Source organism: Streptomyces sp. NBC_00247, assembly GCF_036188265.1.
Lineage (GTDB): Bacteria > Actinomycetota > Actinomycetes > Streptomycetales > Streptomycetaceae > Streptomyces.
In genome coordinates this window covers 3,119,793-3,135,158 of sequence record NZ_CP108093.1, presented here as the reverse complement: position 1 = coordinate 3,135,158, position 15,366 = coordinate 3,119,793, and the positions used below count along the sequence as shown (strand labels likewise).

The 15,366-nt window shown below is 70.9% G+C and carries 14 protein-coding genes; 12 read left to right on the top strand and 2 right to left on the bottom strand.

What is annotated here, in order from left to right:
- Positions 1-9 precede the first annotated feature (9 nt).
- Both OHT52_RS13210 and OHT52_RS13205 read left to right on the top strand, forming a co-directional pair.
- Entirely contained in the window at positions 10-699 is a 690-nt protein-coding gene (locus tag OHT52_RS13210; protein WP_328720345.1) for a GntR family transcriptional regulator, read from the top strand.
- A 232-nt stretch (positions 700-931) separates the two neighbouring features.
- Positions 932-1,582 carry a hypothetical protein gene (locus tag OHT52_RS13205; protein WP_328720344.1) on the top strand — a complete coding sequence of 217 codons (651 nt, stop codon included), beginning with the start codon at positions 932-934 and terminating at the stop codon, positions 1,580-1,582.
- Between the two features lie 159 nt (positions 1,583-1,741).
- Here OHT52_RS13205 and OHT52_RS13200 read toward each other — a convergent pair whose 3' ends face one another.
- Positions 1,742-2,542, bottom strand: a complete 801-nt coding sequence (locus tag OHT52_RS13200; RefSeq protein ID WP_328720343.1) for an SLATT domain-containing protein — start codon at positions 2,540-2,542, stop codon at positions 1,742-1,744.
- A 368-nt stretch (positions 2,543-2,910) separates the two neighbouring features.
- On the opposite strand from OHT52_RS13200, the gene OHT52_RS13195 reads away from it, so the two are divergent.
- The 3 genes from OHT52_RS13195 (at position 2,911) to OHT52_RS13185 (ending at position 4,726) form a co-directional block, all read left to right on the top strand.
- Positions 2,911-3,246, top strand: a complete 336-nt coding sequence (locus tag OHT52_RS13195; protein ID WP_328720342.1) for a YbaB/EbfC family nucleoid-associated protein — start codon at positions 2,911-2,913, stop codon at positions 3,244-3,246.
- A gap of 154 nt (positions 3,247-3,400) precedes the next feature.
- Positions 3,401-4,000: a recombination mediator RecR gene (gene recR / locus OHT52_RS13190; RefSeq protein WP_328720341.1), complete on the top strand. Its 600-nt coding sequence runs from the start codon at positions 3,401-3,403 to the stop codon at positions 3,998-4,000.
- Between the two features lie 66 nt (positions 4,001-4,066).
- Positions 4,067-4,726, top strand: a complete 660-nt coding sequence (locus OHT52_RS13185) for a DUF5063 domain-containing protein (RefSeq protein WP_328720340.1) — start codon at positions 4,067-4,069, stop codon at positions 4,724-4,726.
- Between the two features lie 158 nt (positions 4,727-4,884).
- On the opposite strand, the gene OHT52_RS13180 is transcribed toward OHT52_RS13185, so the two are convergent.
- Positions 4,885-5,649, bottom strand: coding sequence for an SDR family NAD(P)-dependent oxidoreductase (locus OHT52_RS13180; RefSeq protein WP_328720339.1), 765 nt, complete (start codon positions 5,647-5,649; stop codon positions 4,885-4,887).
- A gap of 108 nt (positions 5,650-5,757) precedes the next feature.
- On the opposite strand from OHT52_RS13180, the gene OHT52_RS13175 reads away from it, so the two are divergent.
- From OHT52_RS13175 to OHT52_RS13145, 7 genes are all read left to right on the top strand, one after another.
- Entirely contained in the window at positions 5,758-6,393 is a 636-nt protein-coding gene (locus OHT52_RS13175; RefSeq protein ID WP_328720338.1) for a TetR/AcrR family transcriptional regulator, read from the top strand.
- Positions 6,394-6,464: 71 nt separating this feature from the next.
- Positions 6,465-7,469: a hypothetical protein gene (locus tag OHT52_RS13170; protein ID WP_328720337.1), complete on the top strand. Its 1,005-nt coding sequence runs from the start codon at positions 6,465-6,467 to the stop codon at positions 7,467-7,469.
- Positions 7,470-7,957: 488 nt separating this feature from the next.
- Positions 7,958-9,172, top strand: a complete 1,215-nt coding sequence (locus OHT52_RS13165) for a hypothetical protein (protein ID WP_328720336.1) — start codon at positions 7,958-7,960, stop codon at positions 9,170-9,172.
- Positions 9,173-9,426: 254 nt separating this feature from the next.
- Positions 9,427-11,466, top strand: coding sequence for a LamG domain-containing protein (locus tag OHT52_RS13160; protein ID WP_328720335.1), 2,040 nt, complete (start codon positions 9,427-9,429; stop codon positions 11,464-11,466).
- Between the two features lie 241 nt (positions 11,467-11,707).
- Positions 11,708-12,979 (top strand): aspartate kinase, encoded by a 1,272-nt coding sequence (locus OHT52_RS13155; protein ID WP_266707105.1) that lies wholly within the window; start codon positions 11,708-11,710, stop codon positions 12,977-12,979.
- Positions 12,976-14,055 (top strand): aspartate-semialdehyde dehydrogenase, encoded by a 1,080-nt coding sequence (locus tag OHT52_RS13150; RefSeq protein ID WP_328720334.1) that lies wholly within the window; start codon positions 12,976-12,978, stop codon positions 14,053-14,055. Before OHT52_RS13155 ends, OHT52_RS13150 begins: the two co-directional genes overlap by 4 nt.
- A gap of 699 nt (positions 14,056-14,754) precedes the next feature.
- Complete coding sequence (locus OHT52_RS13145) at positions 14,755-15,339, top strand: SigE family RNA polymerase sigma factor (RefSeq protein WP_328723719.1); 585 nt, start codon at positions 14,755-14,757, stop codon at positions 15,337-15,339.
- Positions 15,340-15,366: the final 27 nt, after the last annotated feature.

Here is a 15,366-nt window from a genome sequence, read left to right as displayed (position 1 = left end):
GGGAACGGGATGAGCCCGAGCGGAGGTGTGACCCGCAACACGCTGCGCCGCCAGATCTCCGGTGCGCTGCGTGACGAAGTGCTCGCGGGGCGTCTGCCGTCGGGCAAGGAGTTCACCGTCAAGCAGATCGCCGAGCAGTACGGGGTCTCCGCGACGCCCGTCCGCGAGGCGCTCTTCGACCTCGCCTCGCAGGGCCTCCTCGTCTCCGACGAACACCGTGGATTCCAGGTACGCGCCTTCAGCGCCGGGGATTACCACTCCATCGTGCAGGCTCGTTCTGTCATCGTGGAGGGCATCTTCAGCGGCTGTCATCCGATCACGGTCCGGGGCGACGCGATGACCTCTCTCCGGCGCCGCGCCTCCGAGGCCGCACGTGCCGCGAGGGGCGGCGACCTCGACGTGCTGGTCGGCTACGACCTGCGATTCTGGCGCGAATTGAGCGCGTTCGTCGGCAACCCGAACATCAGCGACTTCCTCGCGACCCTCCGCGTCCAGGGCTGGGTTTTTCTGGTGCACCGGCTGCGGACGAGCGCGGAACGGGACCGCCTGCTCTGGCTCGACCACGAGGCACTCGCCGAAGCCGTCGCCGCCGGGGACCGGGCGACGGTGCTGGCGATCCTGCGCGCGTACTACGCACGGGAACAGGAATGGGCGGACCGGCTCCTGATCGCCGAGCTGAGCGCGACGGACGGTCGCTGAGGCGTCCCGGCCCCGGCCTCACCTGGTTCCGGGCCTCGGCCCCACCCTGCGCCGCTCCCTGAGGCGGCGGGGCCTCTGTGACTTCCTGCGGCCCCTGCGACCCCTGGGGCAGCGCGCCCCCGTGGTGTCCGTATCCGTCCCGATCCCGTGACCGCAGAGACCCTGTGCGCGGCCCACCTGCCGCATTACGCTGTCCCGACGAGCGCCCAACCCCGTGTGAGAGCGAGACTTCGTGGCCTGTGATCTGTGGCTCGTCCCCCTCGTCGATGTGCTGTGCCACAGCCCCGACAACCCCTTCGCCGAAGAGATCGCCGTCTTCGACAACGCGCTCGGGGAGGCCGGTCTCCCGCCCGTCCCCGTGTTCGCGTACATGCCGGGCCTCACCGGGGACGTGGCCCCGGTCGCGGGCTTCGACTACGAGGCGCTGCACTTTCTGCGCCGGGCCTATCTGCTCCAGCTCAGCGGCCTGGCGGTCACTCCCGTCGACGCGCTGGGCGGGGACTACGAGCAACTCCTGGAGATGTTCGAGCAGAGCGCTCAGCAGTCGCACCTGGTCTGGCACTTCGACCACGCGGGGGCGTACGTCCCGGTGGACTTCCCCGCCCCCCTCTCCAACGACGCTCTGCTGGAGGGCGGCGGTCCGCTCGGGTCCTCGCACGGCCTGCTGCGCGAACTGGAGTTCGTCGCCGCGTCCCTCGGCATCGACCCCGGGAACCCGCCGGCTCCGCCCACGCCGCCCACCCGGCCCACCGAGCTGGAGGAGCCGGCCGAGCCGATCGCGTACGACGAGAGCCCGTTCGCCCGGGAGCGGCACGTCTGGCTGGGCCTGCACGCGGCGGCGACCCGCAGCCTCGCGCAGGGCTCGATGATCATCTTCAGCTGACGGCGACGACGGCAGCACCGACCGCACCGACCGCACGGGCAGTACCGGTTGCACGAACCAACAACGACCACGGCGACCACGGTGACAGCAACGACCACGGCGACCCCGGTGACCACGGCGACCCCGGTGACAGCGGCGACCCCGGTGACAGCGGCGCCTTCACCGGGGCGGCTCCGGCGGTCGCTGCCGGGGCATGTTCGGCCGGGTCACCGAGGGGATCGAAAAGCGGCCCGGCGGCCCGGTCTGCTCGCCCCGGCCGATGCCGGCGCCCGTCGCCAGCGACTGCATCCCCATGGGGGCGGGCCCGGCGCGGAACTCCACCATCCAGTCCGCCGTCTCGGACCGTACGAGTTCTGTGATGTCCTCGGAGAACCGGCGCAGTACCCCGAGGCAGCGCTCGGCCGCCTCGCTGGCGGTGCCCTCGGTCGGGCCCAGTACCTCGCGTACGGACTCCGAGGCCCAGTCGAACTGGAGCACCTGGAGCCTGCGCTGTACGGCTTGCGCGGTGGCCAGATCCCTTATCCAGCCGGAGGTCAGGCCGAAGTACCGGTCACAGGCCATGCAGGCGGCACCGAGCAGCAGCGAGAAGTAGCCGTACCCCGCCGAGCCGTTCAGCGCGCCCGTCAGGTCGAGCAGCGGCAGCGTCGCGCCCGCGACGACGCCGACCGAGGTGCCGACGCGCAGCCCGCGTGCGCCGCGCCGCTTCCCTGCGCGGTCCTTCAAGTACCAGGCGGCCGTCTCCAGCGCCCCCGTCTCGACCCACCGGTACAGCTCGTCGAGGCGTTCGGCGGGCTCGCCCCAGTCGCCGAGCGGAAAGGGACGTGCGGCGAGATCGCGCCCCGGTCGCGCCGGGCTGCCCGGGTCCGGGGTGGAATGCGTAATTCCGGCGCTGTCACCGGACGTCCCCGCAGCGGATTCCTTACGGGGCGGCCCCTCGGGCGGCATCTCCGGCTGGCTCACCGGGGCACTCCTCTGCACTCTGCGTGGAACTACGGAGGGTCTGTCTCGGGTATCTCCACTGACTTCCATCGACTCCGCCGACTGGCTCGCTGCGCCGGCGCCGACGACCGGTCGCGCTGACTCTGCGTTACCGGCGGTGCGATTGTGTGTGGCGGTACGCATGCCCTTCCTACCGCCGAATGGTGGGCCGTGGGAGCGAAAACGCGGCATTACAGCGTGCTGTCGGCCTCTGGTCAGGTATAGGGCGTTCTCTCAGCGCCGCAAATCTCACTCGAAAGAGTTGCGTCCGATGGGTGGAGCGGGGCACCCGGCGAGCACGTAGGCTCGTTTTAACCAAACATCCGCCCTCGAAAAGCCCAGGAGTGACCATGATTCCCGGTGGTGGTCAGCCCAATATGCAGCAGCTGCTCCAGCAGGCCCAGAAGATGCAGCAGGATCTCGCGGCGGCCCAGGAGGAGCTGGCGCGGACCGAGGTGGAGGGGCAGGCGGGTGGTGGTCTGGTGAAGGCCACGGTGAACGGCTCCGGCGAGCTGCGCGCCCTCGTGATCGATCCCAAGGCGGTGGACCCCGAGGACACCGAGACCCTGGCCGATCTCGTCGTCGCGGCGGTCCAGGCGGCCAACGAGAACGCCACCGCGCTCCAGCAGCAGAAGCTGGGCCCGCTGGCGCAGGGCCTGGGCGGCATGCCCGGACTTCCGTTCTGAACCGACGTACGAGCGGGCCGAACCGGCTCCCGGGCGGGCCGAGTCGGCTCCCGGTCGAGCCCAGCGGGCTCCCGCGCTGAGCCGTCCGGCACCTCTATTGGTACCCGCGCGTACCCACTACGGTACGAGCAGGGTTTGAAGGAAAGGCGTTCCGTTGTACGAAGGCGTTGTTCAGGACCTCATCGACGAACTGGGCAGGCTCCCGGGCGTCGGTCCCAAGAGCGCGCAGCGGATCGCCTTCCACGTTCTGCAGGCGGAGCCGACCGATGTGAGGCGCCTCGCCCATGCCCTCCTGGAGGTCAAGGACAAGGTCCGCTTCTGTTCGATCTGCGGCAATGTCGCGCAGCAGGAGCAGTGCAACATCTGTCGCGACACCCGCCGCGACCTGACGGTCATCTGTGTGGTCGAGGAGCCGAAGGACGTCGTCGCGATCGAGCGGACCCGTGAGTTCCGGGGGCGCTACCACGTGCTCGGCGGCGCGATCAGCCCCATCGAGGGTGTAGGCCCCGACGATCTGCGCATCCGCGAGTTGCTGGCGCGGCTTGCCGACGGTTCCATCACGGAGCTGATCCTGGCGACCGACCCGAACCTTGAGGGTGAGGCCACCGCGACGTACCTGGCGCGGATGATCAAGCCGATGGGGCTCCGAGTCACCCGTCTCGCCAGTGGTCTGCCGGTGGGCGGCGACCTGGAGTACGCGGACGAAGTGACCCTGGGCCGCGCCTTCGAGGGGAGACGGCTTCTCGATGTCTGACGCGGGTACGTTGCAGAGGTTCCAGCCAACCGCCGTTCGTGCAGGTGCCCACGGGAGGTTCCCTCGATGTCTGACGCCACGCTGAACTCCGTCACGCAGGACCCGGACGACTTCGCCGTCCAGATCGCGGACCAGATCAAGACGTTCATCGTCGCGGTCACCGAGGTGTCCAAGGTCCAAGAGCCGGAGGAGGCCGTTCCGGTACTCCTCCTCCAGGTGTCGCAACTGCTGCTCGCGGGCGGCCGGCTCGGAGCGTACGAGGACATTCTCCCGGACGAGCGGTACGAGCCCGACCTGGGCGCCGAGCCCGACGCGGACGGGCTGCGGGAGCGTTTCGCCGCGCTGCTGGAGCCCATCGACGTCTACTCCGAGGTCTTCGACCCGTACGAGCCCCGCAAGGCACCCGTGCCGCACCGGATCTCCGACGACCTGGCGGACCTGGTCACCGACCTCGGTCACGGTCTCGCCCACTACGAGGCGGGCCGTACGGCCGAAGCACTGTGGTGGTGGCAGTTCTCGTACTTCTCCAACTGGGGCTCGACGGCCTCCGCGACCCTGCGGGCGCTCCAGTCGCTGATCGCGCACATCCGTCTCAATCAGCCGCTGGCGGAGCTGGACGGGCTGGACACCGACCAGGACCCGGGCGACGACGACCTCGCCGAGGCCGCGGGTCTGGTGATGGTCCAGGAGATCGCGGGCCCGCTGGGGCTGCGCCCCGTGAAGTAGCTGCCGGAGCCGGAGGGGCTGGGACGCGGAAGCGCGCACCGGCCTCTCGGTCCGGGCGGCGGGCCGGGGACGCGGAAGCGCGCACCGGCCGCTTCTGGCTCCGTGTCGGGGGCGCGGTAGCCCGCACCAGCCTCTGGTGCGGGCCGGGGCCCGGCGGGTCAGACCGCCGACCAGCCGTTGTCCACGGCGAGGATCACGCCGTTGATGTTGCTGGCCGCGTCCGAGGCGAGGAAGACGATCGCCGCGGCCTGCTCCTCGGCGGTGGCCGGCTTGCCGACGTTGCCCATGTAGGAGCCGAGGACGGCCGGGCCGAGCGCGTCGCGGTCGGCGTTCACCTGGATGTTGGTGATGGTGCCGCCCGGGGCGATGGCGTTGGTGCGCACGCCCTGGGCGCGGTACATGACGGCGGTCGACTTGGTGAGGCCCGCGATTCCGTGCTTCGACGCGGTGTACGCGGCGCCCGCGGCCGAGCCGCGCAGGCTCGCCTCCGACGCGGTGTTCACGATCGCGCCCTTTCCGGCCGCCAGCATGTGCGGGAGCGCGGCCCGGGTCAGCAGGAACGGCGCGGTGAGGTTGATGCGGATGACCCGCTCCCACTCGGAGTCCGTGACGTCCGCCGCCGCCGACATGGAGTCCATGATCCCTGCGTTGTTGACGAGCACGTCCAGGCCGCCGAAGGTCTCCACGGCGGTGCGCACGACCTCGTCCACCACGGTCTGCTCGCTCAGGTCGCCCACCACCACGACAGCCGTGCCGCCGTCCGCCGCGATGTCGGCGAGGGTCTGCCCGGCCCGCTCCTTGTCCAGGTCGGCGACGAGGACCTTCGCGCCCTGAGCGGCGAACCGGAGGGCGGTGGCCCGGCCGATGCCGCTGCCCGCGCCGGTGACGACGACGCTGCGGTCCTGGAAGTCGGTGGTGCTCATGGTGGTGCTCCCTTGCCTGGATGTTCCCTCTCGGACTGTACGGTTTTTTGGCGCGTGGTGCCAGAAAGTCGCTACGCGCCATATTGCGGAGATCGTTAGGGTGGTCCCATGGGAGACGCTCCGACCTCTGCCGCGCGGTCCGCCCGCCCGGGCCGCCCGCCCCTGACCGAGCGCCGAAAGGCGGCCACCCGGCTGGAGATCGCGGAGGTCGCGGTGAGGCTTTTCGCGGAGAAGGGCGTCGCGGCCACCTCCGCCGACGAGATCGCCGCAGAAGCCGGCGTCTCGACCCGCACGCTCTGGCGGTACTTCCCGACCAAGGAGGCGTGTGTGCAGCCGCTGCTCGCGGTCGGCGTCGACTCGCTCGCCGAGGCGCTCCGCGCGGGCTCCGGACACGAACCGCTCATCGACGCGCTGGAGGCCATGCGGCCCGACACCATGCGCCCGACCGCCGGTTCGGCGGACGTACTCAGCCTGGTGCGGCTCACCCGCACCGAACCGGGGCTCCGGGCCGTGTGGCTCCAGACCCATCTGGAAGCCGAGCCGGTCCTCGCGGAAGCCATCGCCCAGCGCACCGGGGAGTCCCCGGACGCACTCGCGCCCCGGGTCGCCGCCGCGATGATCAACGTCGCGCTGCGGGTCGCCGCCGAGGACTACGCCTGGAATCCGGAGCGCTCGGACCGCGCCCTGGACGAGGTCGCGCGCGAGGCGTTGCGGATCGCGGCGGAGGCCCTGCGGCAGGGCTGAGGCTCCGGCTCGCTCCGGAAGGGCCGGCGGAATCCGGGCGCGGTGGGGGGCCCGGCCCGTACGGTCGGCCCATGAAGAGGACCACGCCGGGCAGGCCGGTGTCCGTGGAGGCGGTGTTCCCCGAACTGGCCGCGTGGCGGGGCCGGACGACGCGTCTGCACCCCAGGCCGGGGCGCCCCGGTGCGCGGGACAGCCATGTCGGCGGGCCGATGCTGTGGCCGGACGGCGATGCGTGGCCGGTCTGCCGCGAGCCGCACCTGCCGGAGGCGGAGGGGTATGCGCCGGACGAGATCCGCAGGGCGCGGGCTGCGGGTGTGCCCCCGTCCGGCCGACCGTGGCCCCGCGTCGGAGCGGACGGGCCCGTCCCGTTCGTCGGGCTCGCCCAACTCTTCCGCCGTGACGTCCCGGGGCTGGCGGCAGGGCCCGGCGGCGCCGACCTGGTGCAGCTCTTCCGTTGTCCCCTCGCCCACGGGCCGCACCACGAACCCCGTTACCGCCTGCACTGGCGACGGGCCGAGGAGGCCGAGCGAGCGGGGCGGTTCCTCACCGCACCACCCGAAGTGGCCCTGCTCCGCTGGGAGCACGAGCTTCCCGAGCCGTGCGTCCTGCACCCGGAGGAGGTGGACACCTATCCCTGGGCGGAAGAGGGCTCGCTGCCCGCCGAGTCGATCGCGCGCATCGACGCCTGGGACGAGGCGCAGGAGCGGGAACACGGTCCGGACGCCCTCAGCTACCAGTACGACCTCTCGATACCGCCCGGCTGGCGGGTCGGTGGCTTTCCCAGTTGGGCCTCGACGGGGCCGATGGTCGTCGAATGCGCCTCGTGCGGGGCCCCGATGCGCCTGCTGCTGACCGCCGAGGGCTACGAGACGCAGGGGCCTTCCTGTAGCTGGGTGCCGCTGGAGGACCGCGACCGGTTCCGGCGGGACGGGGCATCGAGCCGGGTCGGGATGTCGATCCGGGGCGGCGATGCCGTGATCCGGCCCACCCGGCTCCGCTTCGGCCGGGACCGGGACCTGATGGTCTTCGTCTGCCCGGCCGATGGGGAGCATCCGCCCCGGTGGGCGCTCTCCTGACGGTCATTCGGAACATGTGTCGCCCCCCGCCCCACGGACGAGTGATTTCCAGGGCAGTTGGTTGCCGTTCGAATCTGACGGTGTTTTCGCAGGTCCGCCCGGAGCTCAAGCCCCGAGCCCCGGGCTCCGAGTTGCGGGCTCCGAGCCTCGAACTCCGAGCCGCCTTTTGTAGGAATGGGTGGTCAGGTTCAATCCCACCCACCCACCCTCCCTTCCCGCCAAGGCCCGCGCGTCCGGGCGCGGATGGGGTGCGGCCGGAGGGGGACGGGAGCGCGGATGACACCTGAGGGTGGCTTTCCGTGATCGGCTTGCGCCGGAGCGTAGTGAAGCTCTACGTTCGCGATGAGCAACCTCAAACCTCAGAAAACGGACGACCCCGGCGGTGTGGCAACACCGACCCGGGGTCTGACCGCAACCAGATCGAGAGGATTCGATCCGTCATGGCTAGCGCCAACATTAGTGCCGCCCTGCGCCCACCTGCCCATCCCATGGCGAAAGCCGGGTACGGCAAGCGCCACGCACCCGACCAAGCGCCCCGGCATGCCCGCGACTTCAGGCACCTGGCGCCCCGGGAGGCGGCCATCGGTGCGTACATCGACCGGTTGCCCGAAGGTGCCGCGATCGGCTACAAGACCCTCGCCGAGGAGCTCCCCGACTACGGCCAGCAGGCCTGCCGCAGCGCCCTCGACCGGCTGACCCGTGAAGGCCATCTCCGTCGCATCAAGGTCCACTTGACCGGCGTCAACGGCACCAGGCACTGGGTGACCCGGACGTACTTCTCCCGTACCGCGCGGAACGCGGCCTGGTGGGCGGAGCTCGTACGGTTCGTGCGCGGCATCGACGTGACCGGCCAGCCGGCCGCCCCGACGACGGTGCCCCCTGCGGGGGTTCCGGAGGTGGATGCCCCGAGCGCGGGCGCTCCGCACGCGGAGGTCCCGGGCGCGCGGGTGCCGGGCGCGGCGCCCTGGCACTCCGCGCGGCCGGCGGATGCGGGGGCCCCGATCGAGCCGGCCACCGGTGCGGTCCCGCCGCCCGCCGGGTTCCCCGCTGCCGGGCTCCCCACGGCTGAACTCCCCGATGGTGCCGCCTCTGTGTTCGCCTCGCTCGGCGACCTGATGGCGGGCCGGATGGACGCCCCGCCGCCCGGCTCCGCCGCCGCCCTGGCCCGGGAGGCCGGGTCGAGGGCGCCGCGCTCCCCGGCGTACGACGTACTCGCCGCGCTCGGCGCCCGCGACCCCCGGCTCCAGCTCTCCGACGGTGAGTGCGTGGAGCTGGAACCCCTGGTCGGCGAGTGGCTGGACCGGGGCGTGGACCGCGACCGGATCGCCCACGCCCTCGCGGCGGGGCTCCCGGCGTCGGTGCATTCCGCCGTCGCCTTCCTGCGTAAACGACTGGAGAACAAGATGCCGCCCACCCAGCAGCCCGGCCCGCACGCGTCGTACCCGGCGCACGAGGAGATCGCCGGGGCCGTGATGATGTGCCTCTTCTGCGACGAGGACGAGACCACCACCACCCTGGTCGACGGGATCTGCGCGGACTGCCGCGCCGACATCGACCGCGACGAGGCGAGCGGTGCCACCGGCGACGTCCCCGACACCTTCCTCGCACGCCCCCGGCAGCAGCCGGACGTCGCCGCCCGGGTCGCGGAACTGCGCGCGGCGTCGGGGCGCCCGATGGCGGTGCCGGTACCGCGCCGGAGGTGAGGGAATCGCCGATCTTCCGCTGACCTGCGAGATCTTCCCGTGTGGCGTGCATCGAAATTCTGAGCGCCCGTCAGCGAGCGTTGGTAGCCTCCCTCGACTCGTGATCATCACGGGTGGAGGACCGGGGAGGGGCGGCGGACATGCCGGAGAGCATCAGACGGAGACACTTCGTGGGGAGAGGCGGTTCACGGTGGCTCGCAGGAGCGGCCTGCGGAGCCGTACTCGCGTTGACGGCCTCGGGGGTGGCCGTCGCTGTGGACAACCTGCCACCGCTCCAGCCGGGCGCGGCCGACCTGGAGACCGGTTCAAAGCCCTGCGTCTCGGGCGCGGACCGTCCCGTCGTGACGTGGGCACCGGCGCTGCACGCCGTACTCAACGACCCGGCCGAGGACAACGCCCCCGGCCGGGACGACACCGTCAACGCCGAGTTCGAAGTGTGGTGGACCGACCCGGACGGAGTGGAACAGCGGCTCCGTGACGTCGCCTCCCCCTACCTGCCGTCCGGCTCCACGTTCTCCTGGGACACCTCCTTCGACGGCCCCCTGCCCGCCGACACCGTCATCTCCTGGCACGTACGTGCCCACGACGGCACCGCCGTGTCCGAATGGAGCGACGAGGGCACGAGTGCCTGCGAGTTCGTCATCGACACCGTGGCGCCGCAGGCCCCGGTGGTGACCTCTGCGGAGTTCCCCGAGAACGTGTTCCGCAGCGGGGGAGTGGGTACGTACGGCACCTTCCGGTTCTCGTCCCCGGTGGACGACGACGTCGTCTCTTACCGCTACACGCTCCTGGGGTACCCCGGTGTGCACGTCGCTGCAACGGGCCCGGAGCACACGGCGGAAGTGCGCCTGCTCGCCACGGATTCGAATCAAAGGCTCGAGGTCGAGGCGTTCGACAAGGCGGGACACGGCAGCGGCACGACCAACTACAACTTCTATCCGTCGTTCGCGAGCGCCCCTGTCGCCGAGTGGCAGCTCGCCGACGTGGCGGGCACCCGGTCCGCCGCAGCGGTCAGCGGAACGGCCGCACGCGCCGGAACCGGCGCCGTGTTCGGAGCACCCGCGCCGGAAGGCACCGCGCTGACCTCCACCGTCTCGCTCGACGGTACCGGCCACGGCTTCCTCACCCCGGGCGCACCGGTCGTGGACACCACCAAGACCTTCGCCGTGGGCGGCTGGGTACGCCCCGGCGCCACCGACCGCACCATGACCGTCGCCTCCCAGGACGCCGACGGCGCCCCCGCCTTCACCCTCGGCCTGCGGCCCGGTGACGACGGCGCACAGTGGTCCTTCGGGGCGGGCGCACACCGTGTCACCGGCGGCACCCCGGAGGCCGACAGCTGGTCCTACGTCCTCGGGCTGTACGACGCCGAGACCGGCCTCGCGCACCTCTACGTCAACGGGAAGGAAACGGGCATTCCCGCCGCGATCGACCCGGCCCGGGTGACCGGTGCCTTCCAGATCGGCCGCGCACGGGGCAAGGCCGGATACCGCGACCGCTGGCAGGGCGAGATCGGCGACCTCCGGGCCTGGGACCGGGTCGTCGTGCCCGCCGAGATCACCCAGCTCGCCCTGGTCGAGGTGGTCCGGGCGACGGAGACCGCCCGTTGGTCGATGGAGACCGGCACGGAGGGCAAGACCCCCTCATCGGTGGGCGCGGACCAGCCGCTGAGCCTGGAGGGGGGCGCTCACCTCTACCGGTGGCCGTCGCCGGACGACTGGTGTGATCTCTACCCGGAGTGCTTCCCGGACAAGGACCCCCTTCGGGGCTACGCCGACCTCGCGCTCGACGGGGTGGACGACTACGCCGCCACCGCCCAGCCGGTCGTCGACACCGCCCGCAGCTACACCGTCGCGGCCGTCGTCATGCTCGACCACGTGACCGCCGACGACGCCGCCATGACGCTCTTCTCCCAGGGCAACGACGACGGAACGGCGGCCTTCGAGGTCCGCTACGTGCCCGCCACCCAGCAGTGGGAACTGCGCGTCTCTCACGCGGGGACCCCCGAAGCCGAGGTGACGACCGTGAGCGCCGCTGCCCCGCCCGGCGGCCTGCACCGGGTGGGAGTGGTGCACGACACGGTGAACGGCCGGGTCGCGCTGTACGTGGACGCCCAGGAGACCGGTGCGAGCGTGGCCTTCCGTTCCGGCTGGACGAGCACCGGCGGCCTCCAGATCGGTCGGGGCCCGGTGCAGGGCGGCTGGGGCTCGTACCTGCGGGGTTCGGTGGACGACATCCACGTGTTCGACGGAGCGCTCCCGGGCCTCGAGGTCCGCGACCTCGGCTTCGGGTGACCCCGTGCGGGTTCGGGCGCGAGGCGTTCCCGGCTTGCGGAGCCGGTACGGAACGTGTGGGCTGGACCACAGACGCGCGTGACGGCCGGTGAGGTGGGCATAGGCCCCGTACGAGCGGCCCGGGTCGACACGCCGGACCAGGTGGTGGGCGGGACATCTCACCATCTGGTAAGGACGGGGAGATTCCGGGCCGCTCGTTAAACTGAGCCGACCGCAGTAACGGAATGAGCGAGGAGCGCACGTGGGCCTGGTCGTGCAGAAGTACGGAGGCTCATCCGTAGCCGATGCCGAGGGCATCAAGCGCGTCGCCAAGCGAGTCGTCGATGCCAAGAAGAGCGGCAACCAGGTGGTTGTCGTGGTGTCCGCGATGGGCGACACGACGGACGAGCTGATCGATCTCGCCGAACAGGTGTCTCCGATGCCTGCCGGGCGTGAGTTCGACATGCTACTGACCGCCGGAGAGCGGATCTCCATGGCCCTGCTGGCGATGGCGATCAAAAACCTGGGCCACGAGGCCCAGTCGTTCACGGGCAGCCAGGCCGGTGTCATCACCGACTCCGTCCACAACAAGGCGCGCATCATCGATGTCACGCCCGGCCGCATCCGGACCTCGATCGACGAAGGCAACATCGCCATCGTCGCCGGGTTCCAGGGCGTGAGCCAGGAGGGCAAGAACATCACCACCCTCGGCCGCGGTGGGTCCGACACCACCGCCGTCGCCCTCGCCGCGGCGCTGGAAGCCGAGGTCTGCGAGATCTACACCGACGTGGACGGCGTCTTCACCGCCGACCCCCGGGTCGTCAAGAAGGCCCAGAAGATCGAGTGGATCTCCTTCGAGGACATGCTGGAGCTGGCCGCGTCCGGCTCCAAGGTGCTGCTGCACCGCTGCGTCGAGTACGCACGCCGATACAACATCCCGATCCACGTCCGCTCGTCCTTCTCCGGACTGCGCGGTACCTGGGTCAGCAACGAGCCGCAAGGGGACCAGCAGGTGGAGCACGCGATCATCTCCGGAGTCGCCCATGACGTCTCCGAGGCCAAGATCACCGTCGTCGGCGTCCCCGACAAGCCGGGCGAGGCCGCCGCGATCTTCCGCACCATCGCCAACGCGGAAGTCAACATCGACATGGTGGTGCAGAACGTCTCCGCCGCCGCGACGGGGCTGACGGACATCTCCTTCACCCTTCCCAAGGCCGAGGGCCGCAAGGCCATCGACGCCCTGGAGCGGGCCAAGGGCACCATCGGCTTCGACTCGCTGCGCTACGACGACCAGATCGCCAAGATCTCGCTGGTCGGCGCGGGCATGAAGACGAACCCGGGCGTCACCGCCGGATTCTTCGAGGCGCTCTCCGACGCCGGTGTGAACATCGAGCTGATCTCGACCTCCGAGATCCGCATCTCGGTCGTCACCCGCGCCGACGACGTCAACGAGGCCGTGCGCGCCGTGCACACCGCCTTCGGTCTCGACAGCGACTCCGACGAGGCCGTCGTCTACGGAGGCACCGGCCGATGACCGCACGCCGTCCCTCGCTCGCGGTCGTCGGTGCGACCGGGGCGAGCGGCGGCGTCATGCTCCAGATCCTTTCGCAGCACGCGGACGTCTGGGGCGAGGTGAAGCTGATCGCCTCACCGCGTTCGGCCGGCCGCAAGCTGGCCGTGCGCGGCGAGGAGAAGGAAGTCCTCCCGATCACCGAGGACGCCTTCGACGGCGTCGACATCGCCGTCTTCCTGGTGCCCGCAAAGGTCGCGGCCCTCTGGGCGCCCGTCGCCGCGTCCCGGGGCGCAGCCGTGGTCGACGGCTCCGCCGCCTTCCGCCTCGACCAAGACGTGCCCCTGGTCGTCCCCGAGGTCAACCCGCACGCGGCCCGCACCCGCCCGCGCGGAATCGTCGCCTCACCGGACTGCACCACCCTCTCGCTGATCGTTCCGGTGGGCGCACTGCACGCCGCCTTCGGCCTCCGCGAACTGACCGTCTCCACCTACCAGGCCGTGAGCGGCCGGGGCCGCGACGGTGTCGCCGCCCTGCGCGAGGAACTCGGCCTCGTGGCCGCCGGCCTCGCCGCCGGTACGGAGCTGGGCACCCGCCCCGGAGACGTACGCCGCGCCCTCGGCGACCGGCCCACCAGCCCGTTCCCCGCCCCCGTCGCGTTGAACGTCGTGCCCTGGGCCGGCACGGACGCGGGCGACGGCTGGTCCTCCGAGGAACTCTCCATCCGCGACGAATGCCGCAAGATCCTCGGCCTGCCCCAACTGCGTACCGCCATCACCTGCGTGTACGTCCCCGTCGTCACCACGCACTCGATGTCCGTCCACGCGCGCTTCGAGAACGAGGTCACCGTCGACCGGGCGCACGAGATCCTGGCCACCGCCCCCGGCGTCGTCCTCTTCGACAGCCCCGCCGCAGGCGACTTCCCGACCCCGGCGGACGTGGTGGGCACCGACCCCACCTGGGTCGGCCGGGTACGCCGCTCCCTGGACGACCCGCAGGGTCTGGAGATGTTCCTCTGCGGGGACAACCTGCGAAAAGGCGGGGCCCTGAATGTGGCCCAGATCGCCGAATCGCTGGCGGCTTCCATGGCCGGCTCCTGAATCCCGTCCCCGGTTTCCCTCCCGGGTTTCTCCTCTGGCGAATCTCGCGCGGGTTCCCGCGAGGATCTTCCGGCGGATCTTTCTGACGGTGTTCGGCTCTTCCTGACGGTGTTACGGGCGGAGTTTCGCCGTGTGTGCGGGGTGAGGCTCCAGCTGCTTCCAGCTGCTTCTGATGCGGATCCGCCGGTCCGTGCTGTTCCGCGCCGGTCCGCGCTTTGCACGCCGGTCCGCGCTGGTCCGAGGCCGGTCCTGGGCTGTTTCCGGGGCGGTCCGGGGCGGTCCGGGCTGTTTCCGGAGCTGTTTCCGGGGCGTCGAATTTGCTACGGCATCGAAATGTCTGGTCGAAAGAGTTTTGTGGGATCTGTGAAGGTCACATGTTCAATTCGGCTCCCTTAACCCCTTGAGCTGGGGCGTTGTCGTATCCGACGATGACTCTGTGGTCCTGTGCAACCGTGAGTCGGCTGTTCGGCGTCTTCGTCGTCACTTCTTGCGCGACGGGCGCACCAATAGGGCAATTGGGGAAGAGCGGGTACGTATGAGGGCGAGTCGCAGAGAGCTGAACGCGCTGCCGCACGCGTACAACCCTGATGGGGGGCAGCGTGTCCAACTTGCGTGGCAGAGGTTCTCGAAATTCCGGTGGTCGGCTCGCTGCGAGGGCTGTCCGTGCGCCCTCCCCGCAAGCCCCGTGCGGTCGGCGGCATGCCGGTGATCGCCCCGCTGACCGCTGCGAGCGCGACGAGCCCCGTAAGGCTCCCCTCGCAGCGCGAGGGTGCTGAAGAGGCGGTGGTGGCGGGAACGACGGTCGACCATCTGACCGAGACCTACCGCGCCCACTACCGTTCGCTGCTCGGCCTCGCCGCGCTGCTGCTGGACGACACGGCCTCCTGCGAGGACGTCGTACAGGAGGCGTTCATCCGCGTGCACTCGGCCCGCACCCGGGTGCGGGAACCCGAGAAGACGCTCGCCTACCTCCGGCAGACGGTCGTCAACCTCTCCCGCTCCGCGCTCCGCCGCCGCATCCTCGGGCTGAAGCTGCTCTCCAAGCCCATGCCCGACATGGCCAGCGCGGAAGAGGGGGCGTACGACCAACTGGAGCGGGACGCGCTGATCAAGGCGATGAAGGGCCTCCAGCGGCGTCAGCGGGAAGTGCTGGTGCTGCGCTACTTCGCGGACATGACGGAAGCGCAGGTCGCCGATACCCTCGGTATCTCCCTGGGCTCGGTCAAGGCGTACGGTTCGCGCGGGATCGCCGCTCTGCGTCTCGTGATGGAGGCGCAGGCATGAGTGGTCGCCCCTTCAGCCACGAACCGG

What these genes read in the sequence shown, in the direction of transcription:
- OHT52_RS13210 (WP_328720345.1), top strand. Translation starts at nt 10, where the DNA reads ATGAGCCCGAGCGGAGGTGTGACCCGCAACACGCTGCGCCGCCAGATC.
- OHT52_RS13195 (WP_328720342.1), top strand. Translation starts at nt 2,911, where the DNA reads ATGATTCCCGGTGGTGGTCAGCCCAATATGCAGCAGCTGCTCCAGCAG.
- OHT52_RS13185 (WP_328720340.1), top strand. Translation starts at nt 4,067, where the DNA reads ATGTCTGACGCCACGCTGAACTCCGTCACGCAGGACCCGGACGACTTC.
- OHT52_RS13180 (WP_328720339.1), bottom strand. Translation starts at nt 5,649, where the DNA reads ATGAGCACCACCGACTTCCAGGACCGCAGCGTCGTCGTCACCGGCGCG.
- OHT52_RS13175 (WP_328720338.1), top strand. Translation starts at nt 5,758, where the DNA reads ATGGGAGACGCTCCGACCTCTGCCGCGCGGTCCGCCCGCCCGGGCCGC.
- OHT52_RS13170 (WP_328720337.1), top strand. Translation starts at nt 6,465, where the DNA reads ATGAAGAGGACCACGCCGGGCAGGCCGGTGTCCGTGGAGGCGGTGTTC.
- OHT52_RS13165 (WP_328720336.1), top strand. Translation starts at nt 7,958, where the DNA reads ATGGCGAAAGCCGGGTACGGCAAGCGCCACGCACCCGACCAAGCGCCC.
- OHT52_RS13150 (WP_328720334.1), top strand. Translation starts at nt 12,976, where the DNA reads ATGACCGCACGCCGTCCCTCGCTCGCGGTCGTCGGTGCGACCGGGGCG.
- OHT52_RS13145 (WP_328723719.1), top strand. Translation starts at nt 14,755, where the DNA reads ATGCCGGTGATCGCCCCGCTGACCGCTGCGAGCGCGACGAGCCCCGTA.